The organism is uncultured Sphingomonas sp. (assembly GCF_964237155.1).
In the GTDB taxonomy this organism is placed as follows: Bacteria; Pseudomonadota; Alphaproteobacteria; order Sphingomonadales; family Sphingomonadaceae; genus Sphingomonas.
In genome coordinates this window covers 1-24,961 of sequence record NZ_CAXSHH010000037.1, presented here as the reverse complement: position 1 = coordinate 24,961, position 24,961 = coordinate 1, and the positions used below count along the sequence as shown (strand labels likewise).

The following is a 24,961-nucleotide window of genomic DNA, read 5'->3' as shown; positions in this document are numbered from 1 at the left end:
GGATGTAGGCCGACACGTCGCCCGCCTGCGTCTCGATGATCGGCAGCGCGGTCAGCGAGCCGCCGCCGTGCGCGTCGTTCATCTTGGCCGCGCGCTCGAGCAAGCGCGAATGGAGGTAAAACACGTCGCCGGGATAGGCCTCGCGACCCGGCGGGCGGCGGAGGAGGAGCGACATCTGACGGTAGGCGACGGCCTGCTTCGACAGGTCGTCATAGACGATCAGCGCGTGCATGCCGTTGTCGCGGAAATACTCGCCCATCGCGCAGCCGGTATAGGGGGCGAGAAACTGGAGCGGCGCGGGGTCGGACGCGGTGGCGGCGACGATGATGGAATATTCCATCGCGCCGTTCTCCTCCAGCGTGCGGACGAGCTGCGCCACCGTGGAGCGTTTCTGCCCGATCGCGACATAGACGCAATAGAGCTTCTTGGACTCGTCGGTCCCGGCATTGATGCCGCGCTGGTTGATGAAGGCATCGATCGCGACGGCGGACTTGCCCGTCTGGCGGTCGCCGATGATCAGCTCGCGCTGGCCGCGGCCGACCGGCACCAGCGCGTCGATCGCCTTCAGCCCAGACTGCATCGGTTCGTGGACCGAGGTGCGCGGGATGATGCCGGGCGCCTTGACCTCGACACGGCTGCGGCCGTCGGTGACGATCGGGCCCTTGCCGTCGATCGGGTTGCCGAGACCATCGACCACGCGGCCGAGCAACCCGCGCCCGACGGGGACGTCGACGATCGTGCCGGTGCGGCGGACGATGTCGCCCTCCTTGATCTCGGCGTCCGAGCCGAAGATCACGCAGCCGACATTGTCGGCCTCGAGGTTCAAGGCCATGCCCTGCACCCCGTTCGAGAACTCGACCATCTCGCCCGCCTGGACGTTGTCTAGGCCGTAGATGCGCGCGATGCCGTCGCCGACCGACAACACCTGCCCCGTCTCGGAGACCTGGGCCTCCGAGCCGAAATTAGCGATCTGGTCCTTGATGATCGCCGAGATCTCGGCGGCGCGGATTTCCATGTTCAACCTTTCATCGCATTTGCGAGAGTGTTCAGACGGGTGCGGATCGAGCTGTCGATCATTTGGCTACCAATGCGGACGACGAGGCCGCCGAGCAGCTCGGGATCGACGGCCATGTCCACGGAGACCTCGCGGCCGAGGCGCAGGCGGAGCTGCCGTTTGAGCTCGGTCACCTGGTCGTCGGTTAGCGGGTGTGCGGAGGTGACCTCAGCGTTGATCTCGCCGCGATGGCGCGAGGCGAGCGTACGGAACGCGCGGACGATCTTGGGAAGTTCGGCGAGCCTGCGGTTCGCGGCGAGGACGCCCAGGAAGTTCCTGGTGGTGGAATCGACGCCCAACGGCGTCGCCGTCGCGTCCACGGCGCGGGCGGCCTGCTTGCGGCTGACGAGCGGGCTGGTCGTCAGCCGGCGGAAATCCGGGTTGGTCGCGACCGCGTCGCGGACGCGGATCAGGCTTCGTTCGGCCGTGTCGATCGCCTTGGCGTCGCGCGCGAGCTCGAACAGGGCGACGGCGTAGCGACCGGCGAGGCTCGCCTGGATGTCGCCGCCCACATTACCGCCGGATGCCTCCACGCGATCCCATTCCCTGTATGATCAGTCGGTTGATCCCGTGCGGACGGGGCGCGCGAAGACGCCTCGGCACGAGTTGGCGGGCGGCTAGCATGGGGGGTCGATCGTTGCAACAATGCGCGCGGCGGACGCCAGCCCTCCCGCTTCACCGCGCCTGTCTTCCGGCCGCATGACGGGACATGACGGCCGCGACGGATCGTCGTGAGCCGATGATTGACATTGTACCGACACTTGTGCAGATCAGGTGGATGGACGTTCTCACTTATTCCGATACGCGCGCCAACCTGAAAGCGGTGATGGATCGTGTGGTCGAGGACCACGCGCCCGTCGTGATCGCGCGCCAGAACGGCAAGCCGGTGGTGATGGTCTCGCTGGAGGATTGGTCGGCGATGGAGGAGACCGAATATCTCTTGGCCAATCCGAACAACGCCCGTGCGTTGCGCGAGGCGATAGCCCGGATGGATGCAGGCGGCGGTGTCGAGCACGACCTGATCGATCCATGAGACTGGTATGGGACGAACCGGCTTGGCTCGACTATGTCGCTTGGCAAGGTGAGGACGCCAAGATCCCGGCTCGGATCAACCTACTCATCCGCGAGAGCCTGAGAACCCCATTCACCGGCACCGGCAAGCCGGAACCGCTCCGGCATGAGTTTAAGGGATATTGGTCGCGCCGGATCACCGCCGAGCATCGGTTGATCTACCGCATCCCAGGCAGCGGCGAGGCGCAAAGCCTGGAGATCATCCAGTGCCGCCTCCATTACTGACCGCGCTTCGTCGGAAGACGGCGAACGTCGTCACGCTTTGATCGCAAGGTGCCGGATGCGTCGATGGACGGGATGGGGCAGGACGTCCGCATGAAGCACCCGATCGATCCCGACGCCGCCTGGGCCGCCTTCGACGCGCGCGACCGCACCGCCGATGGACGGTTCGTCGTCGCGGTCAGGACGACGCGTATCTATTGCAAGCCGTCCTGCCCAGCGCGCCGGCCCAGGCGGGAGAATGTCGCGATCCTGGCAGACGGCGCGGCGGCGCGCGCGGCGGGGTACCGCGCCTGCCTGCGTTGCCGGCCCGACGATGCCGCGCGCGATACGGCGGCGGTGGCGCGCGCGGTCGAGCTGATCGAGGAGGCGACGGACGCGCTATCGCTCGCGGTCCTGGCGGCGCGGGTCGGATATGCGCCGCACCATTTCCAGCGCCTGTTCACGCGAGCGTTGGGCGTCAGCCCGGCCGCCTATGCGCGCGGGCTGCGGGCGGGACGCGCGGCGGCGGCGCTGGAACGGGAGGGAAGCGTGACGGAGGCGATCTACGAGGCGGGCTATGCGGGGCCGAGCGGCTTCTATACCAACGCCGCGCCCCGGCTGGGGATGACGCCGTCGCGGGCGCGGACGGGCGGCGCGGGCACGGCGATCGGGTGGGTGGTGGTCGGCACCAGCCTGGGGCCGCTGCTGGTCGCTGCGACCGAGCGGGGCTTATGCCGCGTGGCGTTCGAGGAAACGCCGGACGAGCTGGCGCGTCGCTTTCCGCACGCGGCGATAACCCGGGGCGACGAGGAGCTGTCCGACCTCGCGGCGCGGGTCGTCGCGTTGGTCGAGCAACCCGGGGTCGAGCGGCCCGGGCACATGACGGGCGACCTGCCGCTCGACGTGCGCGGCACCGCGTTCCAGGAAGCGGTGTGGGCGGCGCTTCGGGCGATCCCGCCGGGCGAAACGCGCACCTACGCCGAGCTGGCGGCGGCGGCGGGCAACCGCCAAGCGGTGCGCGCCGCCGGGTCGGCCTGCGGGGCGAACCCGCTGGCGGTGGTCGTCCCCTGCCATCGGGTGCTCCGCACCGACGGCGGTCCGGGGGGCTATGCCTGGGGTGTCGAACGGAAGCAGGCGCTCATCGAGCGCGAGCGCGGGTGATCAGTCGGTTCCGCCCGCGACCTTCGCCCTGTCCGCCTCCTCGATCGCCGCCAGCGCGGCGGGGCCGGTCTCGCCCTTGTCGATCAGCGCCATCAGCTTGGCGGCCGGATTCTCCGCGCCGCCGTGCGGGTCGAAGGCGAGCGGGCGTAATGCGCGCCGGGCTTCCGCGATGTTGCCGTCCTTCAGGTGCTGCGTCACCGATCGGAAGCGGAGCGCCTGGTCCTGCGGGGCCAACAGCAGCGCGTAATGCAGGCCCGCGACCGCGCTGGCGCTGGGCTTCGCGCGCTCCATCGCGAAGCTGTCGTAGAACAGCTGGAGCGCCGCCGCGCCGTCGGGATCGACGCGGTTCGCCTTCACGACCCAGGACCGCGCCTCCTTCCAGATCCTGGGATCGGTGGCACTGGCGGTCGCGGCGCGACGAAGGTGGACCCGGCCCTTGTAGATCAGCGCCTGGATCGATCTGGGATCGGCGGCCAGCGCCCGGTCGGCGGCGGCCTCCGCCTCGTCGTCGCGCTTCGCGTCATAAGCCATCTCGGCGAGCCAGCCCTGCGCGACGGCGTCGCCCCCGTGGGGTGCGGACGCCTTGACCGCGCGGGCGTAGAGCGCCGTCGCCGTCTTGTCGTTCACCCCGCGCGTGGAGACCATGCGCATGTCGATCAGCGCGCGCTCGCCCGGGGTCAGCGCGCGGACGTCGACCTTCACGGGCGGCAGCTTCGCCACGGGAATGACGAAGCCGGGCAGCTTGCGCCCCATCAGGTATTTGCGCAGGTCGCGGTTGAGCTGTTTCAGGTCGCCGAACGCCTCGACCGCCGCCTTCAGCGGGGGCGTTCCACCGTTCAATGCGACGATGTAGCGACGGAGACTCCCCTTACGCGCGGTGTCGAAAGTCAGATAATGCGTGAGCAGCCAGCCCCGGCCGTATAGTTGGTCCCGCTGCTGCGGGGTCATCTTGACGGGCGGGGCGAACAGCAGCTCGAGCGACAGCTCGTCGGTGGCGAACAGGCCCCATGCGCGGTGCTGCGCGGCGCCGCCGATGACCACCGACGTTTCCTCGACGCGGGCGGTCGCCGCGAACTCGGCATAGCCTTCCGAATACCAGGCGGGAAGCGCGGCGGCCGAATTGCTAAGCAGGAAATGGTGCGCGTATTCGTGGAACAGCACGATCTGCGGCCCAAGCGCGCCCGCCCCCGTCTCGTCGCCCCGCCGGGGCGTGAACGCCACCGCCCCGTCGGCGCGGCCGAGATAGAAGCCGCCCACCCCGCTCGATCCCGCCAGCCTGCGGATCGCGGCGGTGTCGTCGACGACGAACACGGTGACGGGCGGCGAGCCGGCGTTCTCCGCCTCCTTCATGGAATAAACGTAGCGCAGCGCGCCGTCGACGCGCTCCAGCCGGGTGGCGAGCGCGGTGACGCTCTCGACGGTGGTGTTCGAATAGACGGTGAAGTGCCGTGAGCTCGCCTTCAGCCATTCGGCCTGCGCGGGTTCCGCGAACGCGATCGCCGCCGCGGTCGCCAGTCCCGCCTTGATGCCCTTCATGGCCATGCGCCCCCGCCCTGCCCTGTTTCGCTTCCAGGTTATCGCGGCGCGCGGGGGAGCGCCAGCCTGGCTTGGTTAGGCGAATGTAAATCTCTGGAGCCTAATTCCGGGCCACGATCGAGGGGAATGGGCTGACATGAGTGCGTTCGGGCGTCGCGGCGGCATGACTGGGGGACAGGCATCCCGCGCCGCGTTCGGGGTCGCCAAGCCCATGCAGGGGAGCGGCCCCGCCACGCGTCCCGACACGGACGGCGGCGACCAGTTCCCGCCCCTCGAGTCCGTCGGGCTGCCAGGCGGGTCGGACATCGAGACGGGCAACATGCCCGGCGTCCAAGGGGACGCGATGCAGCGGCTCGCCGACCGCCAGAACGCCAGCGGCGACGCGGGCAACAGCAAGATGGAGGGGTTCGAGGCCTCGATCCACAAGATCAAGGAACAGGTCCTCCCTCGCCTGCTCGAGCGGGTCGACCCGGAGGCGGCGGCGACGCTGGGGAAGGACGAGCTGGCCGAGGAGTTCCGGCCGATCATCGGCGAGGTGCTGGCCGAGCTGAAACTGACGCTGAACCGGCGCGAGCAGTTCGCGCTGGAGAAGGTGCTCGTCGACGAGTTGCTGGGTCTCGGGCCGCTCGAGGAATTGCTGGCCGATCCGACGATCACCGACATCATGGTGAACGGGCCGGAACAGACGTATATCGAACAGAAGGGCAAGCTGGTGCTCGCCCCCATCCAGTTCCGCGACGAAGAGCACCTGTTCCAGATCGCGCAGCGGATCTGCAACTCGGTCGGCCGCCGCGTCGACCAGACCACGCCGCTCGCCGACGCGCGGCTGAAGGACGGCAGCCGCGTCAACGTCATCGTGCCGCCGCTCTCGCTGCGCGGTACCGCCATCTCGATCCGCAAGTTCTCGGCCAAGCCGATCACGCTCGACATGATGGCGGGCTTCGGGTCGATGAGCCCCAAGATGGCGACCGCCCTGAAGGTCGCGGGGGCGAGCCGGTTCAACATCGTCATCTCGGGCGGCACGGGCTCGGGCAAGACGACGATGCTGAATGCCCTGTCCAAGATGATCGACCCGGGCGAGCGCGTGCTGACGATCGAGGACGCGGCCGAGCTCCGGCTCCAGCAGCCGCATTGGTTGCCGCTGGAGACGCGGCCCGCCAACCTCGAGGGTCAGGGCGAGATATCGATCCGCGACCTCGTCAAGAACTCGCTGCGTATGCGGCCCGACCGGATCATCCTGGGCGAGATCCGCGGGTCGGAATGCTTCGACCTGCTCGCCGCGATGAATACGGGCCATGACGGGTCGATGTGCACGCTCCACTCCAACTCCCCGCGCGAGTGCCTGGGGCGTATGGAGAACATGGTGATGATGGGCGACATCAAGATGCCCAAGGAGGCGATCAGCCGGCAGATCGCCGACTCGGTCGACCTGGTCGTCCAGGTCAAGCGCCTACGCGATGGCAGCCGCCGCGTGACGAACATCACCGAGGTGATCGGCATGGAGGGCCCGGTGATCGTCACGCAGGAACTGTTCAAGTTCGAGTATCTGGAGGAGTCGGCCGACGGCAAGATCGTCGGCGAATACCGCGCGATGGGCCTGCGTCCCTACACGCTCGACAAGGCCAGGCAGTTCGGGTTCGACCAGGCGTATCTGGAGGCGTGCCTGTAGCGCGGGTCGTTTCGTGATCGCGGCCGTCGGCGCTTCCACCCGGGCCCCGGTTGCGCGAGCGGCGCGCCCGGGGCATGCTGGCGCGACGTCACAGGAGCCAGCCCATGTCCCGCCTCATCGCGTTCGCCTGCATCGCCGCAATCGGGACCGGGGGCGCGCTGGCCCAGTCGACCCGACCGAACGCCGCGATCGCCGCCGCCGTCGCGTCCGACGCGCGCACGCCCGCCGACCGCGAGCGCGACCGGTACCGCCACCCCGCCGAGACGCTCGCCTTCTTCGGGGTCAAGCCGACCGACACGGTGGTCGAATTCATCCCGGGCGGCGGCTGGTACACCGAGATCCTGGCGCCGATGGTCAAGGCGCGCGGCCGCTATATCGCGCTGGTCCCGACCTCGCAGGGCGACCGCACGCGCACGATGCTGGCGGGCAAGGCCGCCCGGTTCGGCCCCGCGCGCGTCGAGACGGTCGACATGGTCGCGGGCACGACCACGATGGCGCCGGGCACCGCCGACATCGTGCTGACCTTCCGCAACGTCCACAACCTGACCATGCAGGACAACGCCGCCGTCCCCGCCAATGCGTTCAAGACGTTCTTCGCCGCGCTCAAGCCCGGCGGCACGCTCGGCGTCGTCGACCACCGCCTGCCCGAGGACAAGGACACCGCGCTCGAACGGTCGAGCGGGTATCTGAAGCGGTCAACGGTGGTCCGCCTGGCGACCGCAGCCGGCTTCCGCCTGGCGGGCGAGTCGCCGGTCAACGCCAACCCGCGCGATACGCACGACCACCCGCAGGGCGTGTGGACCCTCCCGCCCAACTACCGGCTGAAGGATGTCGACCGCGCGAGATACGCCGCGATCGGCGAGAGCGACCGCATGACCCTGAAATTCGTCAAGCCGCGTCGCTAGGCGTTTCCGTCAGGCCGCGTCGCCGGGGGCGGCGAGCTTGTCCATCTTTGCCTGTAAGCCGGCGAGCTCGGCTTTCAGCGCAGCGATCTCCCGGTCCTTCGCGCTCGGGGAGCCCGCCGCCCGCGCGGCGGGCGGCTTGAACGCCGAGGTCGCGGCCTCGAACATCGCCATGTTGCGCTGGACCAGTTCGGCGAAGGGCGACCCCGCCCACGCGCCCTCGACCGCCGATCGGAACTGGTCCTGGTTGCGCTTTAAGCTGTCGAGCGAGGCGGACAGATAGCCCGGCACCACCGCCTGCATCGACCCGCCATACATCGCGATCAGCTGGCGCAGGAAATCAACGGGGAGCATCGTCTCGCCCCGGCTCTCCTCCTCCATGATGATCTGGGTGAGGATATTGTGGGTGATGTCCTCCTCGGTCCGGGCATCCACGACCTTGAAGTCGCGCCCGGCCCGCGTCATCGCCGCCAGATGCTCGAGCGTGATGTAGGACGACGACTCGGTATTATAGAGCCGCCGGTTCGCGTATTTCTTGACGATGGCGACCCCGTCGCCCGTTTGGTGCTTTTTCATGGGTCTGGGCGGTTCCAAAGGTTCGCCGCAGCGTAAGCCCAACTCTGCCGCGCCGCAACATCGGCTCCTTACTTGGATTGGCCCGTCATGCACGAAGCTCGTCACCACTCCGGCTGGAATTGAAACATATGGTCAGAAAACTGTCACCCGGACGCAACAGTATGTATCGAAACGATTTGTAATCATCAGCTTGCGCTTGCTCGGGACGATGCCGTGATGCTCATGATCCTTTCATTAGGATGAACGGGCGCGGGGTCCGCATTCAAGGGGAAGCACAACCACGATGAAGATCAATCGTTTGCTGGGCGCGACGGCGCTGGTCGGAAGCTTGTTCGTCGTACCGGCGGCGTTCGCCCAGGCTGCACCGAATGTGCCGAACCCGACACAGAGCACCGAGCGCACGCAGGAGACGGTGGAAGCCGAAGCGGACGCTCGACTGAGCGCCGACGGCGAAGAAGGTGATGTTAACGAAGTGGTCGTCACGGGCTCGCGCATCCCACGGCCCGAAACCAGCGGCGTCCTGCCTGGCGTGCAAGTCGATTCGGTTCAGATACAGGCTCGCGGATTTACCAATGCGCTCGAAGTGCTGAACGACATTCCCCTCGTCGGTCCGGGGTCAAGCCCGCTGACGGGTAACAACGGTGGACAATCGGCCAGCCTCGGTTCGGCCTTCGTCGACCTGCTCGATCTAGGCACGGCGCGCACGCTGACGCTCGTCAACGGTCGCCGGTTCGTGTCTGGCAATGCCGGCTCGCTGTTTGTGGACGGCAACGCCTCGGGCAGCCAGGTCGACGTCAACGTGATCCCGGCCGGCCTGATATCGCGGGTCGACGTGCTCACGGTCGGCGGTGCCGCGGCCTATGGATCGGACGCGATCGCGGGCGTCGTCAACTACATCCTGCGCGACGATTATGAGGGCTCCGAGGTGACCGGGCTCGCCGGCATCAGCGAGCGCGGCGACGCGGCGCAATACACCGCGCGCGTGCTGGCGGGCCGCAACTTCATGGACGACCGCGCCAACTTGACCCTGGCGGCCGAATACAACCGGAATGACGGGCTGCTCGGGCGCGACCGCGACTTCCGCCTGCGCCGCGCCACCACCATCGGCAACTTCGCGAATGGCGGGATCCGCAACGGCTCTTTCGCACCCAACGCGATCATTGACGTCACCGGAACCAACAACGGCGCGTTCCTGCGCAACACCGACGACCTGCAACCGGCTAACCTGTTCGGCGAGGGCTTCAACAACCTCTCGATCTCATTAGCGGGCACGATCCTGAACACGCTGGCGACGCCGCCCACGCCGTATGTCCCGTTGGCTGGCACCGGAGCGCAAGCCAACCGCGTGTCAAACTACATTACCTTCCAGAACGGGCTTGGCACCACCACCGGCCAGATCGTCCCGACGCCGCGTGGCAACATCACGCTACCCAACACCACCTTCTTCACGACTGGTACCCAGCTGGTCAATGGCCTGCCCGGCGCGCCTTCGTCGCTGATCCTCAATGATGGGCGCAATGGCATTCCGAGCACTCAGCTGCAGCCCGCAAACCTACCCTTCACGACCTTCGCACCGACAGTGCTTCCTGCCAACGTCACGGCGGCTCAGGTCTTCACGGGATTCGGCGTCACTCCGCCTGCGGGCGCGACTGCGACGCAGCTCAATACGCTCGCAGTCAACGTGCTTCAGGCGAACCGGCCCACCGCGCGCGAGTTCCTCGCCGCGAACCCAGGCGTCGGCATCAACGCGTTCATCGGCACCTTCATCCCCGGCGTGCCGCGCGTCCAGAACACCAACACCACGCCCGTGACCGTGCGCAACGGCAACGGGACGACCACGACCGTCGCGCAGAATGTCGTGCTACCCTTCCTCGCGGTGCCGATCGAGTTCACGCCCGAGGGCAGTGTGCGCCAGTTCACCGCAGCGCAACTCGACGCGGGTACGCCGAGCCTGCTCACCCAGGCACTCGGATCGAACGGCGGGTTCACCCAGGGACCCGACACCGTGATCCTGCGCACCCAACAGGATCGTTACGTCGCGAACCTCCTGGGCAAGTTCGACCTGACCGACGAAGTCACCTTTTTCACCGAGAACCTGTTTGCCCGCGTTAAAAACGTCGGCACCGGCAACCAGGCAAGCAACAACTCGGTTTCGGCATCGGCGGAGAACGCGGCGCTGGTGCTCAACGTCAACAACCCATTCCTGGACGCCGGTGATCGCGCCGCGCTCGCGTCGGCCGGCATCAACGCCAACACTCGCGGCGGCAGCTTCGCGCTGACTCGCATCAACCAGGATATCTTCGAGGGTAACGCCTTCTCCAACGTCGCCGAGACCTATCGATTGGTGGGCGGCGTCCGGTCGAACTTCGAGCTGCTAGGCCAGCGCTGGAACGCGGAGCTGTCCGCGACCTACGGGCGGTCCAAGCAGACCACGAAGACGACCACGATCGGCGACCTCGAATATCAGCTCGCGCTCGATGCGGTCGATCAGGGGGTGGCCACAACGGGCGTGGCGAACGGCAACGTGGTCTGTCGCTCGCAGCTGTTCCGGGATCAGTATGTCGGTCGGACGCCGAACGGCACGGTCAGCAACATCACGCGTCTCGACGGGGCGGGTGGCATCCCGACTGAAACGGTGGTGACGCCCACCATCACCAATGACCTGATCGACCGGTGCCGGCCACTGAACCCGTTCGGCTATAATCAGATGTCCGAGGACTCGAAGAATTACGTCCGCCAGGATGCGACGTTCAGCAACGTGTCCGCGCAAACCTTCCTGCAAGCATCGGTCAGCGGCACGCTGTTCGACCTGCCGGGCGGCCCGCTCGGCGTGTCGGCGGCGGGCGAGTACCGCAAGGAGGAGCTGTCCTTCCAGGCTAACTTGATCAACCGGCTCGGACGCGGGCGCACGGCACCGTCAGGAACGACGAACGGCTTCATCGAAGTTTACGAGATCGGCGGCGAAGCCCGTATTCCGATCTTCGGCAACGGCTTCGTCGACTTCCTTGGCGAACTGACGTTCGAGCCCGCGGTTCGCGTGTCGCAGCAAAGCGGCCGTGGTCAGACGTTCCGAAACCTCGCTGGCGTGGTGAGCACACCCGAATATCAGGGCGATCCCGCCACCATCTACACATTGGCGGGCACATGGCGGCCAATCCCGGACATCCTGTTCCGGGGCAACTACACCAAGTCGATCCGCCAGCCGGGCGTGGTCGAGCTGTTCCTTGGAGGGCAGCCGGCCTTCGCAGTGACCACGGATGTCTGCGGAACCGCGAACATCAACGGCGGCACTTCGGCCGCGACGCGGCGCGCCAACTGCCGGTCGTCGGTGATCGCGGCGGGACTCGCGACCGATGCCTCGACCGCCGACGCGTTCCTGTCGACTTTCGTCGCCAACAACATCTCGTTGCCCACCCAGTTCTCGGGTGGCACCGGGTTGTCGCCGGAGCGGGCCAAGAGCTACACCTTCGGTGGGGTGCTGGCACCGCGCTTTGTTCCAGGCCTGTCACTGTCGGCCGACTATATCGCGGTCGACCTGCGCGAGGCCATCACCGTGCTGACGCCAAGCTCGTCGGTTCAGTTCTGCTTGGATAGCCCGACCTTTCCGGACACGGCGGCGCAGGTCGGCTCCAACCTGTGCGAGTTCTTCTCGCGCGGTTCGGATTTCCAGATTCTGCCGGGATCCTCGGGAACTTATCTAAACCTGTCGGCGATCGAGGTCCGCGCGATCACCGGGGCGTTACGTTACAATTTCGACTTGCCGGCGGACCTGGGCAACTTCACCCTGCGCGGCAGCCTCTACCATCTCATCCGCTTCGACACGTCGTTCTCGGGCGACTTCGCGGTTGACGGGCAAAAGTCGGCTGGGACGTTCGACCGACCGAAGTGGGAAGCGCAAGCATCGGGTCGTTATGAGAAAGACGGATTCTTCTCGCAGCTGACCTGGAATTGGAAAGACCGCACCAAGCTGTTCACGAATGGCGCGCCGTCGACGATCGAGCAGTTCCCCAACGTGGTGTTCCCCCGTTACAGCGTCTTCGACTTCGTGATCGGAGCCGACGTCAACGAGCGCTTCCGCATGCAATTCAATGTCTTTAACCTGACCGACAAGAACTATGCGGGTGATATCGGCTTATCGTCGGGATTATTCACCCCCGGCTTTGTCGACCAGATCGGCCGCCGCTTTCAGGTGACCACCAACATTAAGTTCTGACGGCGCTACCAACTAGTCGAAGGGCCGTCCCTTTGGGGCGGCCCTTTTTCACGTCCAGTCGCGGTCGTAGCGGGAGCCGAGAGAGGTCAGCAACTCATATTGCGACAGCCCGGTCGCGGCGCTCGCTTCGGGCAAGTCGAAGGCGATGCAGACCCAGTCGCCTTCGCGCAGATCTGGTAAGGCAGCGGCATCGATCGCGAGCAGGTCCATAGACACGCGGCCGATGACCGGCAGGACCGCGCCGTCCTTCACGGTCGTCCCCCGGTCGGAGAAGGCCCGCAGATACCCATCGGCGTAGCCGATGTTGAGGATCGCCACTTCCGTATCGACCCGCGCGGTCCAGGTCGCGTTGTAGCCGACCGTCCCGCCCGCCGGGACCAGGCGGCGCTGGATCACCTGCGCCTCGGGGCGGACCACCGGCAGCAGGTCGCCCGCCATGTCGGGGCGGGGGACGCCGCCATAGAGCGCCAGGCCCGGCCGGGTCAGGTCGAACGCGTACCCTGCCCCCAGCGCGATGCCGGCCGAGTTGGCGAGGCTGAGGCGGCGCGCGGTCGTGCGGCCGGCGAGACCGGCCAGGGCGGCGCGCTGGCGCTCGTTCATCGCGCGTGCCTCGTCGCCGTCCTCCTCGGCACGCGCCAGGTGGCTCATGAGCGTATCGACGGGCATGCCGTCGAGCAGCCCTCCCTCGACCTCCGCGACCGACAGGCCGAGGCGGTTCATGCCGGTGTCGACCATCGCGTCGCACGGGCCCCCGCCCGTCGCCCGCCAGCGCGCGACCTGAGCGGGGGTGCTCAGCACCGGCCGCGCGATCCCGCTCGCGGCCCCCCTCGCGGCCGACGCCATGTCCTCCTCGCGTACGCCGTGAAGCACCGACACGGGCAGGCCGAGCGGGGCAAGCGCCTCCGCCTCCAGCCAGTTCGACACGAAGAAATCGCGGCATCCCGCCTCCGCCAGCCGCCGCGCGACCTCCGTCGCCCCCAGGCCGTAGCCGTCGGCCTTGACCGCCGCGCCGCACGCCGCCCGCCCGCTCATCCGGTCGAGCGCGCGCCAGTTCGATCGCAGGACGTGGGTGTCGAGGCGGAGGCGTAAGGGTGCGGCGGTCACCCCCGCGCCGTTACCGCGATCACCCGGCCGGCGCCACCGGGGGCTCGCCCGGCCCGCCGCCCGGGCGATCATCGCGCAGGCCGAACACCGTCACGACCAGCGCCATCGCCACCACCGCCATCGTGTACCAGAGCCCCGCGAACGGGTCGCCCGTCCTGGCCACGACATACTGGCTGATGAAGGGCAGGAAACCGCCGAAATAGCCGGTGCCGATATGATAGGGGATCGACAGCGAGCTGTAGCGGATCGCCGGCGGGAACATCTCGGACAGGAGCGCCGCGACCGGGCCGTAGGTGATCCCGGACAGCGCGCCGAGCGACAGGATCGCGAGCAGGATCACGACGATCCGCCCCGGCGAGGGCGTGACGGGCGACAGGTCGTACCCAGCGCGCGCCAGCGCCGCGTCGAGACCGGCGGGGGTGCGGTCCGCGATCGCCTCGCCGCCGATGCTCACCACCGTCGCGGGTGTGCGGCGCTTCTCGTACGCCACGCCCTTCCTGGAGAAATGGTCGAGCAGGCGGCCGCACTCGTCCGCCTGGGCGGCGGCGAACGGGCTGTAGCCGCAGGCGGGGCCCGACACGATCACCGGCATGCGCCGCGCCGCCTCCGACAGCTTAGGGTTCGCCGTCGCGCCGATGACCCAGAAGATGGGGAACAACAGCACGAGCGTCAGCGCGTATCCCCACACGATCGGCCTCTTGCGCCCGATCCGGTCGGACAGCCACCCGAACAGCACGAACCAGCCCAGGCCAGCGGTCGCCCCCGCCCCGACCAGCAGCTGCGCCGCCGTCTCCTCGACGCGCATGGTCGTCTGAAGGAAGGACAGGACGGTGAACATCGCGGTGTACCAGATCACCGTCAGCCCGGCGGCGATCCCGAACAAAGCGACGAACATGCGGCGCAGGTTGCCGGGATAGGTGAAGCTCGCCTTGATCGGATTGGCGGCGACCTCGCCTGCTTCCTTCATGCGCTTGAAGACGGGGCTCTCGGACAGCTTGACGCGCATCCAGAGCGAGATGGCGAGCAGCACGACCGAGAACAGGAACGGCAGCCGCCAGCCCCACTCGTTCCATGTCTCGGTCGGGAGCAGCCCCTTGGTCAGCAGCACGACGACGAGCGACAGGATGAACCCGCCGACCACGCCCGCCTGGATGAAGCTGGTGTAGAAACCCGCCTTGCCCGACGGCGAATGCTCGGCGACGTAGATCGCCGCGCCGCCATACTCGCCGCCGAGCGCCAGCCCCTGCGCGATGCGGAGCAGGATCACGATGAGCGGCGCGGCATAGCCGATCGACGCGGCGGAGGGGACGAGGCCCACCCCGGCCGTCGCGACGCCCATCAAGGTGATCGTGACGAGGAAGGTGTATTTGCGCCCCAGCCGGTCGCCCAGATACCCGAACAGCACCGCGCCGAGCGGCCGGAAGCCGAACCCGACCGCGAACCCCGCCCATGCGAGGAGCGTCTGGATGACCGCGTTGTCGCCGGGAAAGAAGGTGCGGCCGATGATCCCGCTGGCGGCGAGCGTGCCGTAGATAAAGAAATCGTACCATTCGAACACCGTCCCCAGCGACGAGGCGGTGATCACGAGCTTGATATCCGACGGTGACGGCTCGCCCGCGGCTTCGGCGACGATCGGTGCTGCTTGGTTCATCTTCTCTCCCCGGGCCGGTTTAGCGGGCATGGGAGCGGGGGCAAGGGCGGCTCGGCGCCCGGCGGGAACCCAGAACGCCCGGTCGCCGTCGCGCCCCGCGACGACGCTGACGCCCAACATAGCCCGGATCATGTCGGAGGTGAGCGCCTCGGCGGGCAGGCCGAACGCGACGAGGCGGCCGTGATGGAGGAGCACGTCGTCGGCGGCGCGCGGCGCATGGACGAGATCGTGTCGGTCGCGGCCAGCGAGCGCGCGACCGCCGCCTCGTCCTCGGGGGACGGCGCGGCAAAGGGCGATCGGTGCGGCAAGCGTCCGAGCGCGACGAGATCGCGGGCGAGCATGTTCCAATACGCGACGCCGTCCTGCGGCAGGTAACCAATCGACCGGGCGCGGGGCTCCAGCTCGCTCACGAGTGCATCGCCAAGCCTCACCTCGCCTCCGCTCAACGGAAGGAGCGCGACCGCCGCCTTGAGCAACATCGATTTGCCCGTGCGTCGGCGACCTCCGCGTTGCTCGTCGCGACCGCCGCGCTGGGCCGGGACGCGAGGCTGCTCGTCGTCTGCATGGTCTTCGCGACCATGACGCTGCCCCGCTGCTCACGCCCGGGCGTTGCCCGCCGGGCGAGCCGGGGGCCGACCACGGCGCGCCTCACCCCCGACGCGCGCTGCTCCTGGCCTGGACCGCGCGGCTGCTGGTGCCGCTGCCCGGCGTCGTGCTGTTCGCCTATCCGCTGTTTCATCTTCGGAGCGGCGCGCCGGGCGTCCAGGCCAATCGCATCGCGGCCCGGGTGAATGCTTTCCTCGCCTGCTCGGTCGCGGCGAGCGTACCGCTGGCGCTGGGTGCAAGCGCGCTGGCGGGCGGGGCGGTCACGATGGGGATCGGACGCCGCGGAAGCCGCGAATAAGGGGAAACCGGGGGGGGGTCCGCCCCGGAAACCGCGCGAAACAGCGGATCCCGAGGCGTGAACTGGTGGGCGTGGCAAGGATTGAACTTGCGACCCCTGCGATGTCAACACAGTGCTCTACCACTGAGCTACACGCCCGTGGGGACGGCGCTTAACGGCCTCCCGCCGACGACGCAAGCGGTCTAGTTTAGCCCGGCCTGATCGTGCTCGAACATCCGGTCGACTTCCATCACCAGATCGCGGAGGTGGAACGGCTTGGACAGGATGCGCGCCTGCGGCATCGCGCGCCCGGCCTTCAGCGTCACCGCCGCGAACCCCGTGATAAACATCACGCGCAGGTCCGCGCGCATCTCGCCCGCTTTCTGCGCGAGCTCGATCCCGTCCATCTCGGGCATGACGATGTCGGTCAGCAGCAGGTCGAACCGCTCGGTCTCGAGCAGCGGGATCGCCGCCGTCCCCCGGTCCACCGCGACCACCGAATAGCCCGACCGCTCCAGAGCGCGCGCCAGGTATTCGCGCATGACGTCATCGTCCTCGGCCAGCAAAATCCGGATCATCGTCGGCCCAATCCCGTGACGCCTCGCGGCGACCCATCCCAAGCCTGGCGCATAGCCCGGGATCGGTTAAGATTTCCAGTGCGACGGACCGCGCGCGCCGTTGCCGCGCCCGCCCACGCGCCCTACCGTCCCGAAAATGGAGCCAAGCTTCGAGTGGTGGGGCGATCCGGACGCGCCGACGAGCCCCGTCGTCCTGTCGGTTCCGCATGCCGGCCGCGACTATCCGCCCGCGATCCTGCCGCTCCTGCGCGCCGCGCCGCGCTCCTTGCGCGCGTTGGAGGATCGGTTCGTCGACGCGGTCGCGCTGGCGGCGCGAGGCGAGCGCACGACGCTGGTTCAGCGGGTCCCCCGCGCCTGGATCGACCTGAACCGCGCGGAGGACGAGCGCGATCCCGCCGTCGATGAGGGCGCGGACCCGACGCTGCCGGCGACCCGGTCTCCCAAATCGCGCAGCGGCCTGGGCCTGATCCCCAGGCGGGTGCCCGCGGCGGGCGAGATCTGGCGGCGCAGGCTGTCGGACGCCGACGTCCGCGCGCGCATCGACGCGGCGCACCGGCCGTACCACCGGGCGCTGGCCGCCGCGCTGATGGCGGCGCGCGCGCGGTTCGGCGTCGCCGTCCTGCTCGACCTCCATTCGATGCCGCCGCTCGGGCGCGGCGCGGCGCAGGTCGTGATCGGCGACCGGTTCGGCCGCGCGGCGGATGCGCGCTTCATCGCGCGGGCGGAGACGGCGGCGACCGCGTCGGGCCTGGGCGTCGCGGTCAACACACCTTATGCGGGTGGGCACATACTCGACCGCCACGCGTCGCCGATGCGCCGGGTGCATGGCCTCCAGCTCGAACTCGACCGTACGCTCTATCTGGATTGTCGGCTGGACCGGCTCGGCGACGGGCTGGGCGCGGCGGTCGCGCTAGTCGACGGGATCATCGCCGGGCTGGAGGACGAGGCGTCGGCGGGCGACCTCGCCCAAGCCGCCGAATAAGCCCCGCCGACCGACGCGGGGCATGAAAAAACCACCCCGCGCGATCTAACGCACGAGGTGGCCAAGGTTCAGGGAGGAGGCGCGCTCAAAGCGCGCCGTGCGGGTCCGCGAAAGGGGGGACACGGAAACCGCACCAACACGATCTAAGGATCGCATCGACCAAAACAACCCGTCGGACCGGCCGGGGTTCCCAAAAAACGGCGCCTGAAAACCAGTGGTGGTGACGATCGGTGCGTCGCCTCAGTTCGGAAGCTGCGGCGTCGGTCGCGGCACCTGGCCCAGCTGCATCTGCCGCGCGAACACCTCGCGCATCAGTGACAGCGAGAACAGGTGCGCATATAGCAGCGGGAGCATCCCCGACTTGCCCATCTTGCGCATCTGGTCGCCGCGAAGGTCGGCCAGCTTCTCCTCGTTCACCATCTGGAAGCCCCGGTAGATGAAAGGCTGGGCCGCGCCGTCCGGCTGAATCGTGACCTCGCCGTCCATCAGCAGCTCGGCCTCCTTCAACTCTTTCATGAACGCCTGGGTACGCGCGCCGGCCTGTTCGAACGTCTCGTTGAATTGCAGGATCGCCTTGGTCGCATCGGTCGGCTGCCCATTCGCGAACAATGGCTCGCCATCCTCGAACGGCCCGATCGACTCAGCGGTCGGGTCGAAGCAGAGCGACAGTTCCTGCGCGTCGGGGCGCAGCCGCGCGAGCATGTACGGGTACCGGCGTACATAGGCGGGGACGTAGAAGTTCGTATCGCGAAGCTTGCCTTCGTCGTCGATGAAGACGTTCACGCCCTCGTTCAGCCCCATCAACGCGATCGGCACGCTTTCCTCGCCGACCGAAAACACGATCGGCATGTGCCGCTGCACCAGCGGGAACTCGTCCACCGTGACGGGGACGGCGTGCTGCCCGATCAGGAACGGCGCGTTGTCCTGCGGGCGTACGCGCCAGGAACCGTGCGTCTCGCTCGAGAGCGGCTCGAGCCCGTGATAGAAGAGCGGAAGCGGCGCGCTGGCCATCGGGTCGTTACTCCAGGAGGGGGCGGCGATCGGGCCGCCGGATCGCGCGCCGCTCTATTTCCCACCCGCGCCCGGCGCAAGCGGGACCGGCCCGTCGGGCACGAGCGGGAGCAGCTTGCCCGGATTCATGATGCCCAGCGGATCGAGCGCCGCCTTGATCGCGCGCATCGCGTTCGCGCGCGCGGGCGGGAGCAGCCGGTCGAGCTCGTCCCGCTTCATCTGCCCGATCCCGTGCTCGGCCGAGATCGACCCGCCCGCCGCCGTCACCAGGTCGTGGACGAAGCGCGTCACCGCCGGCGCGGCCTCGGCGTACCAGCGCTCCGCCTCCACCCCGGCGGGCGCGCGGACGTGAAAATGGACGTTGCCGTCGCCCAGATGCCCGAACCCGCTGGCGTGCGTGCCCGCAAAGCGCGCCTCGCATGCGGCCGCCGCCTCGACCATGAAGCGCGGCATGGCGGGTACGGGTACCGATATGTCGTGCTGCGTCGCGGGCCCCCGCGCGCGTTCGGCGTCCGAGATCGAATCACGGATGCGCCAGAACGCATCGGCTTGCGCCTCGCTCGCCGCGATCGTCGCATCGTCGCCCAAACCGCGCCCGATCGCGTCGGTGAGCAACCGTTCGAGCAGCGCGTCCGGGCGCTCGGCGTGATCGTCGGGCGCGGTCGCTTCGATCAGCACGTGCCACGGATGCTTCCCGCCCAGCGGCGCGCGGCCGCCCGGCAAGTGCGCGAGCACCGCCTCCAGCGACCCGGCGGGGAGGATCTCGAAACTCTCGACCGCGTCGGTATGGGCTTGGCAGTGCCGGAGCAACGCCAGCGCGACCTCGGGCGAGGCGACTCCGACCCACGCCACCCCGCGCGCCGCGACCGCCGGAACCAGCCGCAGCGCCGCCGCCGTGACCACGCCCAATGTCCCCTCCGCCCCGATCAGCAGCTGGTCGAGGTTATAACCCCGGTTGTCCTTGGGCAGCGCGGCCAGCCCGTCATGGACCGTGCCGTCCGCCATCACCGCCTCCACGCCCGCGACCAGCCCGCGCATCGTCCCGAACCGCAGCACCTGAGTGCCGCCCGCGTTGGTCGACACCAGCCCGCCGATCGTCGCCGATCCGCGCGCGCCGAGCGTCAACGGAAAGCGCCGCCCGACCCCGAGCGCGGCGTCGTTCAGCAGCTGGAGGATCACCCCCGCCTCCGCGATCGCCACGTTCGCTTGCCGATCGACCGACCGGATGCGGTTCAGCCGCCGGAGCGATAGGATCACCGCATCGCCCCCCGCCGACGGGGTCGCGCCGCCGACCATGCCGGTATTGCCGCCCTGCGGCACCAGCGGGACGCGGTGCGCCGCTGCCGCGCGGACCACGGCCGCGACCTGTCCGGTGGTGCGCGGCTCGACCAGCGCGGCCGCCGCTCCTCGATACCGCCCGCGCCAATCGACCAGCCAAGGCGCGATCGCGTCGCCGTCGGTGACGATCGCCGCCTCCGGCAGGTGCCGCGCGAGCATTTCGAGAAAGGCGGAACGGGCGGACATCATGCCGCCGCGGATACCACGTGCTTCCAAGTTCATCACCTATTCAACGAATCGGCTTACCAACCGGTAACCTTGATGCACGCCGCCTTGCCCCTCGCCTTGCTGGCGTTCGCCGTTCCCGGGCCCACGCTGGTCGTCGACCGGATCGATCTGGCGCAGATCACCATCCGCCGGCGCGTGATGGTCCGCGTGCCGCGCGTGGAGCCCCCGCGCGCGCCGACCCCGGCTCCGGTGGAATGGCGCGAGAAGAAGGGGCCGAGCTGTATCCCGGTCAGCGAGCTCGGGGGGGCGATCGTCACCGCGCGCGACCGGATCGACCTCGTGCTGCGCGGCGGCAAGCGGGTGCGCGCCGAATTCGACGATGATTGCCGCGGGCTCGATTTCTATCGCGGCTTCTATCTGAAACCCGCGGCCGACGGGATGGTGTGCGCCGGGCGCGACGTGGTCCGGTCGCGGTCGGGGGCGAAATGCCCGGTGGAACGCTTCCGCAAACTGGTGCCCAAGCTCCGCGATTATTGACTTTGCACCGTAATTCCGCGAGCGCATGGGCATGTCCAGGGTTGCCGCACATCCGCGCGCCCGGGCCTTATCCGGTAGTGTCTGCATGAGCTTCGCCGATCTCGGCCTATCCGACGAACTCCTCCGCACGGTGACGGACGCAGGGTATACCGAACCGACGCCGATCCAGGCGTCGGCGATCCCCAGCGTCCTGATGATGCGCGACATCATCGGCATCGCCCAGACGGGCACGGGCAAGACCGCCTCCTTCGTCCTCCCGATGATCGACATACTGGCGCAAGGACGCAGCCGCGCGCGCATGCCGCGCTCGCTGATCCTGGAACCCACGCGCGAGCTCGCCGCGCAGGTCGCCGAGAATTTCGAGAAATACGGCGCGAACCACAAGCTTTCGATGGCGCTCCTGATCGGCGGCGTGTCGATGGGCGACCAGGTCAAGGCGCTGGAAAAGGGCGTCGACGTGCTCATCGCCACCCCCGGGCGGCTGATGGACCTGTTCGGGCGCGGCAACATCCTCTTGACCGGTTGTTCGCTGCTGGTCATCGACGAGGCGGACCGGATGCTCGACATGGGCTTCATCCCCGCGATCGAGGAGATCTGCACCAAGCTGCCCGCGACGCGCCAGACGCTGCTCTTCTCCGCGACGATGCCGCCGCCGATCAAGAAGCTCGCCGACCGCTTCCTCTCGAATCCCAAGATGATCGAGGTCGCGCGCCCCGCCAGCGCCAACGTCAACATCAAGCAGCTGGTCGTCCCCGTCTCCGCCAACGCCGCCGACAAGCGCGTCCGCCTGCGCCAGCTGCTGGGGCAGGAAGAAGTCACCAACGCGATCATCTTCTGCAACCGAAAGACGACGGTCCGCGAGCTCAACAAGTCGCTCAAGGCTCACGGCTTCAAGTCGGGCGAGATCCACGGCGACATGGAACAAACGCAGCGCATCGCCGAGCTGGACCTGTTCAAGGACGGGACGGTCAACATCCTCGTCGCCTCCGACGTCGCCGCGCGCGGGCTCGACATCAAGGGGGTCTCCCACGTCTTCAATTTCGACGCGCCCTGGCATTCCGACGACTATGTCCACCGTATCGGCCGCACCGGCCGCGCGGGCAAGACCGGCACCGCCTACACGCTCGCCACGCCCGCCGACGCCGAGAACATCGCCGAGATCGAGAAATTGACCGGCCACAAGATCGAACGCGTCGTCGCTACCGTCGCGGACACCCCGGCGGAAGAGCCCCGCGCGCCGCGCCGACGCGGCGCCTGCGAGGACCGCCCCGCGCGCGCCGAACCCGCCCCGCGCGAGGACGCCGCCGTTGGCCACGAGGCGCCGGCGCCGGAGCGCCCGGCCCGCAGGGAGCGCCCCGTCATGGCCCAGGAGGCGCGGCCCGAGCGCGCCGCCCGTTCCGAGCGCGGTGGCCGCGACCGGACCGGCGATCGCGACCGGAACCGGCAGCGCGACCGGGACGGCGGCACCGACGAGGGTTGGAACGGCCCCGTCCCCGACTTCCTCCACGTCGCCTTCACCGTCTGAGCACCCCCGCGCCCGCGCCGGTCGCGAGCCCGTGCGTCGGCAGGTGCCGCATCGACGAAGCGGGCCTGTGCGAAGGGTGCGCCCGCACCCTCGACGAAATCGCCCGCTGGGGCGGCGTGACCCCCGCCGAGCGCGAGCGGATCATTCGCGCGCTGCCGAGCCGATCTTCCTGATCCTTCCCGAACCCGTTCGGGGAGGGTCGGCTCACTCCGCCGCGACCGGCATCGCCGCGTCGTCGAGCGCCGACGCCCGTACATGCGCCTCGCGCGTCGCCAGCCGCCCCCAATATTCCGCGAACGCGTCGCGCTTGGGCAGCGTCCCGAACTGCATCCCCCACATCAGGTGGCTGCCGACATACACGTCGGCCGCCGTGAACCGCTCGCCCGCGACGTAGGGATGCGTCGACACCGCCCGCTCCAGCACGTCGACCGCCATCTCGTAGCTGCCGTACCCCGACATCCGCTCCTTGCCCTCGGTCGATACGCCCATGCTCCGGTTGGTGATCGCCTGCTCGACCGGCCCCGCCGCGAAGAACAGCCAGCGGTAATAGGGCGCGCGCTCGTCGGCCGCCGGGCTCAGCCCGGCATCCGGGAACGCGTCGGCCAGATAGGCGCAGATCGCCGCCGTCTCGGTCACCACCTGCCCCCGGTGGACGATCGCGGGCACCTTGCCCATCGGGTTGAGCGCGAGGAACTCGGGCGCCTTCATCGACCCCGCATAGTCGAGCGACACCGTGTCATATTCGGCCCCGACCTCCTCCAGCATCCAGCGCGCGATGCGCCCGCGCGACATGGGATTGGTGTATAGAGTCAGTTCGGCGGTCACGCTTGATCTCCCCTGATTCGTCGTGAACGTAAGGGGAACACGTCTCCCCTCACGCGTCAAGCTCGCGCGTCAGGAACGCCATGCTCCGTCCCCAGGCCAGATCGGCCGCCGCCTTGTCGTATCGCTCGGCCGACGTGTCGTTGTTGAACGCATGGTCCACGCCCGGATAGGTGAACGCCTCCACCCGCTTCCCCGCAGCCCTCAGCGCATCGACCCAGGGCAGCGCCGTCGCGTTCACCCGCGCGTCCTTCCCCGCCAGCTGGATCATGAGCGGCGCCTGCACCCTCACCGCCTCGGCGGGGTTCGGCGCGGTCCCATAATAGGACACCCCCGCCGCCAGCGTCGGCCCGGCGGCGATCGCCAGCCGATTGACGAACGCCCCGCCCCAACAAAAGCCCATCGCGCCGATGCGCCTCGGCCCGTCCGCCGTCGCCAGCGCCCCGCGTATCACCGCCGCCGTGGTCGCGATCGCCGCGCTCAGATCGAGCTGATCGATCAGCGTCCGCGCCCGGTCCTGATCCGCCGGCGTCCCGCCCGCCCCCACGAGATAATCGGGCGCGAACGCCACGAACCCCGCCAGCGCGACCCGGCGCGCGACATCGCGGATGTGATCGTTCAATCCTCGGTTCTCGTGGATCACTAGCACCATCGGCCACCGCACCCGCGCGCGTCTCGGTTGCGCCATATATCCCGTCAGCGACGCCGCCCCCGGGCCGATCGTTCGCGTCTCGGTCCGCAGCCGCTTGTCGTCCGGCGCGATCACCGCCGCCGCCGCGGGCGAGGCCCCGATCCCCGCGATCAGCACCTCCGCCGCCGCGACCGACCCCGCCACCGCCACCATCTCGCGCAGCAACCGCCGCCGGTCCCGATGCTCGTGCGTGTAGGCGTCGTACAGCTGGACGGCCTGGTCGCGGATCTCGGTCATGGCGGGCTCCTCTCGAATGTCGCGTCACTTTACTCGACGCGCCGAAGAAGGACAGCCGGCCTACCGCCGCACGCCAGCGCCCACCCGCCCGACGAGTAACCCGCGCTGCCTCCCGCGCGCGAAAGGCTGGACAACCGCCCCCGCCGCCCCCATCCGCATGGTCGCAAAGGAGAATACGGAATGGCGGGCATGGGCCGGTTCGACTGGGAAGACCCCTTCCTCCTCGACGATCAGCTGACCGAGGACGAGCGGATGGTGCGCGACACCGCGCGCGGCTACGCCCGCGACAAGCTCCTCCCCCGCATCGTCGACGCCTTCGCGCATGAGAGCACCGACCCGGAGATCTTTCGCGAGATGGGCGCGCTCGGCCTGCTCGGCCCCACCATCCCCGAGGAGTATGGCGGTGTCGGCGCGTCCTACGTCGCCTACGGCCTCGTCGCGCGTGAGGTGGAGGCGATCGACAGCGGCTACCGCTCGATGATGAGCGTCCAGTCGAGCCTCGTCATGTACCCGATCATGACTTTCGGCTCGGAGGAGCAGCGCCGCAAATACCTCCCCAAGCTCGCGTCCGGCGAATGGATCGGCTGTTTCGGCCTGACCGAGCCCGACGCGGGGTCCGACCCCGGCTCCATGACGACGCGCGCGACCAAGACGGCCGACGGTTACCGCATCTCGGGCGCCAAGACCTGGATCAGCAACTCGCCCATTGCCGACGTCTTCATCATCTGGGCCAAGTCCGACGCGCATGATGACCAGATTCGCGGTTTCGTGCTGGAACGCGGATCGGACGGCCTCGTCACCCCCAAGATCGAGGGCAAGCTATCGCTCCGCGCCTCGATCACCGGCATGATCATGATGGACGACGTGGAGGTCGGCGACGACGCGCTCTTGCCCGACGTGCAGGGGCTCAAGGGCCCATTCGGCTGCCTCAACCGGGCGCGCTACGGCATCTCGTGGGGCGCGATCGGCGCGGCCGAGTTCTGCCTCCACGCGGCGCGCCAATATGGCCTCGACCGCAAGCAGTTCGGCACCCCGCTCGCCGGCCGCCAGC

Annotated in this window: 24 protein-coding genes and 1 tRNA gene; 12 read left to right on the top strand and 13 right to left on the bottom strand. The window is 68.7% G+C overall.

Annotated elements, in window-relative coordinates; translation table 11 throughout:
* Both atpA and ACFE71_RS09555 read right to left on the bottom strand, forming a co-directional pair.
* On the bottom strand, window positions 1-1,015 hold a 1,015-nt coding region (gene atpA / locus ACFE71_RS09560), incomplete at its 3' end, for a F0F1 ATP synthase subunit alpha (protein ID WP_375428570.1).
* A 2-nt stretch (window positions 1,016-1,017) separates the two neighbouring features.
* A complete protein-coding gene (locus tag ACFE71_RS09555; protein WP_375428567.1) occupies window positions 1,018-1,587 on the bottom strand; it encodes a F0F1 ATP synthase subunit delta in 570 nt (189 codons plus the stop codon).
* Window positions 1,588-1,763: 176 nt separating this feature from the next.
* Here ACFE71_RS09555 and ACFE71_RS09550 point away from each other — a divergent pair, with 176 nt between their 5' ends.
* The 3 genes from ACFE71_RS09550 to ACFE71_RS09540 all read left to right on the top strand — a co-directional run bounded on the left by ACFE71_RS09550 (window position 1,764) and on the right by ACFE71_RS09540 (window position 3,487).
* Window positions 1,764-2,087: a type II toxin-antitoxin system Phd/YefM family antitoxin gene (locus tag ACFE71_RS09550; protein WP_375428566.1), complete on the top strand. Its 324-nt coding sequence runs from the start codon at window positions 1,764-1,766 to the stop codon at window positions 2,085-2,087.
* Entirely contained in the window at window positions 2,084-2,350 is a 267-nt protein-coding gene (locus ACFE71_RS09545) for a Txe/YoeB family addiction module toxin (RefSeq protein WP_375428565.1), read from the top strand. Before ACFE71_RS09550 ends, ACFE71_RS09545 begins: the two co-directional genes overlap by 4 nt.
* Window positions 2,351-2,422: 72 nt before the next feature.
* The gene (locus ACFE71_RS09540; protein ID WP_375428569.1) at window positions 2,423-3,487 is read left to right on the top strand and encodes a bifunctional transcriptional activator/DNA repair enzyme AdaA; all 1,065 of its coding nucleotides are present in this window, start codon (window positions 2,423-2,425) and stop codon (window positions 3,485-3,487) included.
* Here the strand turns inward: ACFE71_RS09540 and ACFE71_RS09535 are convergent, their stop codons facing one another.
* Complete coding sequence (locus ACFE71_RS09535; RefSeq protein WP_375428564.1) at window positions 3,488-5,029, bottom strand: hypothetical protein; 1,542 nt, start codon at window positions 5,027-5,029, stop codon at window positions 3,488-3,490.
* A 130-nt stretch (window positions 5,030-5,159) separates the two neighbouring features.
* On the opposite strand from ACFE71_RS09535, the gene ACFE71_RS09530 reads away from it, so the two are divergent.
* Together ACFE71_RS09530 and ACFE71_RS09525 are read left to right on the top strand one after the other, a co-directional pair.
* Window positions 5,160-6,692, top strand: coding sequence for a CpaF family protein (locus tag ACFE71_RS09530; RefSeq protein ID WP_375428563.1), 1,533 nt, complete (start codon window positions 5,160-5,162; stop codon window positions 6,690-6,692).
* A 104-nt stretch (window positions 6,693-6,796) separates the two neighbouring features.
* A complete protein-coding gene (locus ACFE71_RS09525) occupies window positions 6,797-7,597 on the top strand; it encodes a class I SAM-dependent methyltransferase (RefSeq protein WP_375428562.1) in 801 nt (266 codons plus the stop codon).
* A gap of 9 nt (window positions 7,598-7,606) precedes the next feature.
* Here ACFE71_RS09525 and phaR read toward each other — a convergent pair whose 3' ends face one another.
* Window positions 7,607-8,170 carry a polyhydroxyalkanoate synthesis repressor PhaR gene (gene phaR / locus ACFE71_RS09520; RefSeq protein ID WP_375428561.1) on the bottom strand — a complete coding sequence of 188 codons (564 nt, stop codon included), beginning with the start codon at window positions 8,168-8,170 and terminating at the stop codon, window positions 7,607-7,609.
* 283 nt (window positions 8,171-8,453) lie between these two features.
* Between phaR and ACFE71_RS09515 the strand changes: the two genes are divergently transcribed.
* On the top strand, window positions 8,454-12,383 hold the full coding sequence (locus ACFE71_RS09515) for a TonB-dependent receptor domain-containing protein (RefSeq protein WP_375428560.1): 3,930 nt from the start codon (window positions 8,454-8,456) through the stop codon (window positions 12,381-12,383).
* 48 nt (window positions 12,384-12,431) lie between these two features.
* Here the strand turns inward: ACFE71_RS09515 and alr are convergent, their stop codons facing one another.
* From alr to ACFE71_RS09500, 3 genes are all read right to left on the bottom strand, one after another.
* Window positions 12,432-13,487, bottom strand: a complete 1,056-nt coding sequence (gene alr / locus ACFE71_RS09510) for an alanine racemase (RefSeq protein WP_375428559.1) — start codon at window positions 13,485-13,487, stop codon at window positions 12,432-12,434.
* 19 nt (window positions 13,488-13,506) lie between these two features.
* Complete coding sequence (locus ACFE71_RS09505) at window positions 13,507-15,138, bottom strand: MFS transporter (RefSeq protein WP_375428568.1); 1,632 nt, start codon at window positions 15,136-15,138, stop codon at window positions 13,507-13,509.
* Window positions 15,139-15,266: 128 nt separating this feature from the next.
* Window positions 15,267-15,617: a hypothetical protein gene (locus tag ACFE71_RS09500; RefSeq protein WP_375428558.1), complete on the bottom strand. Its 351-nt coding sequence runs from the start codon at window positions 15,615-15,617 to the stop codon at window positions 15,267-15,269.
* Window positions 15,618-15,832: 215 nt separating this feature from the next.
* Between ACFE71_RS09500 and ACFE71_RS09495 the strand changes: the two genes are divergently transcribed.
* The gene (locus ACFE71_RS09495) at window positions 15,833-16,042 is read left to right on the top strand and encodes a hypothetical protein (protein WP_375428557.1); all 210 of its coding nucleotides are present in this window, start codon (window positions 15,833-15,835) and stop codon (window positions 16,040-16,042) included.
* 63 nt (window positions 16,043-16,105) lie between these two features.
* On the opposite strand, the gene ACFE71_RS09490 is transcribed toward ACFE71_RS09495, so the two are convergent.
* Both ACFE71_RS09490 and cpdR read right to left on the bottom strand, forming a co-directional pair.
* Window positions 16,106-16,180: transfer RNA gene (locus tag ACFE71_RS09490), tRNA-Val, on the bottom strand.
* A 44-nt stretch (window positions 16,181-16,224) separates the two neighbouring features.
* Window positions 16,225-16,599, bottom strand: coding sequence for a cell cycle two-component system response regulator CpdR (gene cpdR, locus ACFE71_RS09485; RefSeq protein WP_375428556.1), 375 nt, complete (start codon window positions 16,597-16,599; stop codon window positions 16,225-16,227).
* A 136-nt stretch (window positions 16,600-16,735) separates the two neighbouring features.
* On the opposite strand from cpdR, the gene ACFE71_RS09480 reads away from it, so the two are divergent.
* Window positions 16,736-17,581: an N-formylglutamate amidohydrolase gene (locus ACFE71_RS09480; RefSeq protein WP_375428555.1), complete on the top strand. Its 846-nt coding sequence runs from the start codon at window positions 16,736-16,738 to the stop codon at window positions 17,579-17,581.
* A 240-nt stretch (window positions 17,582-17,821) separates the two neighbouring features.
* On the opposite strand, the gene ACFE71_RS09475 is transcribed toward ACFE71_RS09480, so the two are convergent.
* Complete coding sequence (locus tag ACFE71_RS09475; RefSeq protein ID WP_375428554.1) at window positions 17,822-18,592, bottom strand: SapC family protein; 771 nt, start codon at window positions 18,590-18,592, stop codon at window positions 17,822-17,824.
* Window positions 18,593-18,646: 54 nt separating this feature from the next.
* Window positions 18,647-20,152, bottom strand: coding sequence for an FAD-binding oxidoreductase (locus tag ACFE71_RS09470; RefSeq protein WP_375428553.1), 1,506 nt, complete (start codon window positions 20,150-20,152; stop codon window positions 18,647-18,649).
* 39 nt (window positions 20,153-20,191) lie between these two features.
* On the opposite strand from ACFE71_RS09470, the gene ACFE71_RS09465 reads away from it, so the two are divergent.
* The 3 genes from ACFE71_RS09465 (at window position 20,192) to ACFE71_RS09455 (ending at window position 22,333) form a co-directional block, all read left to right on the top strand.
* Window positions 20,192-20,635, top strand: coding sequence for a hypothetical protein (locus tag ACFE71_RS09465; RefSeq protein ID WP_375428552.1), 444 nt, complete (start codon window positions 20,192-20,194; stop codon window positions 20,633-20,635).
* An 85-nt stretch (window positions 20,636-20,720) separates the two neighbouring features.
* The gene (locus ACFE71_RS09460) at window positions 20,721-22,160 is read left to right on the top strand and encodes a DEAD/DEAH box helicase (RefSeq protein WP_375428551.1); all 1,440 of its coding nucleotides are present in this window, start codon (window positions 20,721-20,723) and stop codon (window positions 22,158-22,160) included.
* Window positions 22,112-22,333, top strand: coding sequence for a DUF1289 domain-containing protein (locus tag ACFE71_RS09455; RefSeq protein ID WP_375428550.1), 222 nt, complete (start codon window positions 22,112-22,114; stop codon window positions 22,331-22,333). Before ACFE71_RS09460 ends, ACFE71_RS09455 begins: the two co-directional genes overlap by 49 nt.
* A gap of 31 nt (window positions 22,334-22,364) precedes the next feature.
* Here the strand turns inward: ACFE71_RS09455 and ACFE71_RS09450 are convergent, their stop codons facing one another.
* Both ACFE71_RS09450 and ACFE71_RS09445 read right to left on the bottom strand, forming a co-directional pair.
* Window positions 22,365-22,985, bottom strand: coding sequence for a glutathione S-transferase family protein (locus ACFE71_RS09450; RefSeq protein ID WP_375428549.1), 621 nt, complete (start codon window positions 22,983-22,985; stop codon window positions 22,365-22,367).
* 49 nt (window positions 22,986-23,034) lie between these two features.
* Window positions 23,035-23,910 carry a dienelactone hydrolase family protein gene (locus ACFE71_RS09445; protein ID WP_375428548.1) on the bottom strand — a complete coding sequence of 292 codons (876 nt, stop codon included), beginning with the start codon at window positions 23,908-23,910 and terminating at the stop codon, window positions 23,035-23,037.
* 180 nt (window positions 23,911-24,090) lie between these two features.
* On the opposite strand from ACFE71_RS09445, the gene ACFE71_RS09440 reads away from it, so the two are divergent.
* Window positions 24,091-24,961 (top strand): acyl-CoA dehydrogenase family protein (locus tag ACFE71_RS09440; protein ID WP_375428547.1); only part of this gene is annotated, 871 nt, incomplete at its 3' end.

What these genes read in the sequence shown, in the direction of transcription:
- ACFE71_RS09540 (WP_375428569.1), top strand. Translation starts at nt 2,423, where the DNA reads ATGGGGCAGGACGTCCGCATGAAGCACCCGATCGATCCCGACGCCGCC.
- ACFE71_RS09470 (WP_375428553.1), bottom strand. Translation starts at nt 20,152, where the DNA reads ATGAACTTGGAAGCACGTGGTATCCGCGGCGGCATGATGTCCGCCCGT.
- ACFE71_RS09525 (WP_375428562.1), top strand. Translation starts at nt 6,797, where the DNA reads ATGTCCCGCCTCATCGCGTTCGCCTGCATCGCCGCAATCGGGACCGGG.
- ACFE71_RS09545 (WP_375428565.1), top strand. Translation starts at nt 2,084, where the DNA reads ATGAGACTGGTATGGGACGAACCGGCTTGGCTCGACTATGTCGCTTGG.
- ACFE71_RS09505 (WP_375428568.1), bottom strand. Translation starts at nt 15,138, where the DNA reads ATGAACCAAGCAGCACCGATCGTCGCCGAAGCCGCGGGCGAGCCGTCA.
- ACFE71_RS09535 (WP_375428564.1), bottom strand. Translation starts at nt 5,029, where the DNA reads ATGGCCATGAAGGGCATCAAGGCGGGACTGGCGACCGCGGCGGCGATC.
- phaR (WP_375428561.1), bottom strand. Translation starts at nt 8,170, where the DNA reads ATGAAAAAGCACCAAACGGGCGACGGGGTCGCCATCGTCAAGAAATAC.
- ACFE71_RS09460 (WP_375428551.1), top strand. Translation starts at nt 20,721, where the DNA reads ATGAGCTTCGCCGATCTCGGCCTATCCGACGAACTCCTCCGCACGGTG.
- ACFE71_RS09515 (WP_375428560.1), top strand. Translation starts at nt 8,454, where the DNA reads ATGAAGATCAATCGTTTGCTGGGCGCGACGGCGCTGGTCGGAAGCTTG.
- cpdR (WP_375428556.1), bottom strand. Translation starts at nt 16,599, where the DNA reads ATGATCCGGATTTTGCTGGCCGAGGACGATGACGTCATGCGCGAATAC.
- ACFE71_RS09475 (WP_375428554.1), bottom strand. Translation starts at nt 18,592, where the DNA reads ATGGCCAGCGCGCCGCTTCCGCTCTTCTATCACGGGCTCGAGCCGCTC.
- ACFE71_RS09530 (WP_375428563.1), top strand. Translation starts at nt 5,160, where the DNA reads ATGAGTGCGTTCGGGCGTCGCGGCGGCATGACTGGGGGACAGGCATCC.
- ACFE71_RS09445 (WP_375428548.1), bottom strand. Translation starts at nt 23,910, where the DNA reads ATGACCGAGATCCGCGACCAGGCCGTCCAGCTGTACGACGCCTACACG.
- ACFE71_RS09500 (WP_375428558.1), bottom strand. Translation starts at nt 15,617, where the DNA reads ATGTTGCTCAAGGCGGCGGTCGCGCTCCTTCCGTTGAGCGGAGGCGAG.
- ACFE71_RS09480 (WP_375428555.1), top strand. Translation starts at nt 16,736, where the DNA reads ATGGAGCCAAGCTTCGAGTGGTGGGGCGATCCGGACGCGCCGACGAGC.
- ACFE71_RS09465 (WP_375428552.1), top strand. Translation starts at nt 20,192, where the DNA reads ATGCACGCCGCCTTGCCCCTCGCCTTGCTGGCGTTCGCCGTTCCCGGG.
- ACFE71_RS09550 (WP_375428566.1), top strand. Translation starts at nt 1,764, where the DNA reads ATGACGGCCGCGACGGATCGTCGTGAGCCGATGATTGACATTGTACCG.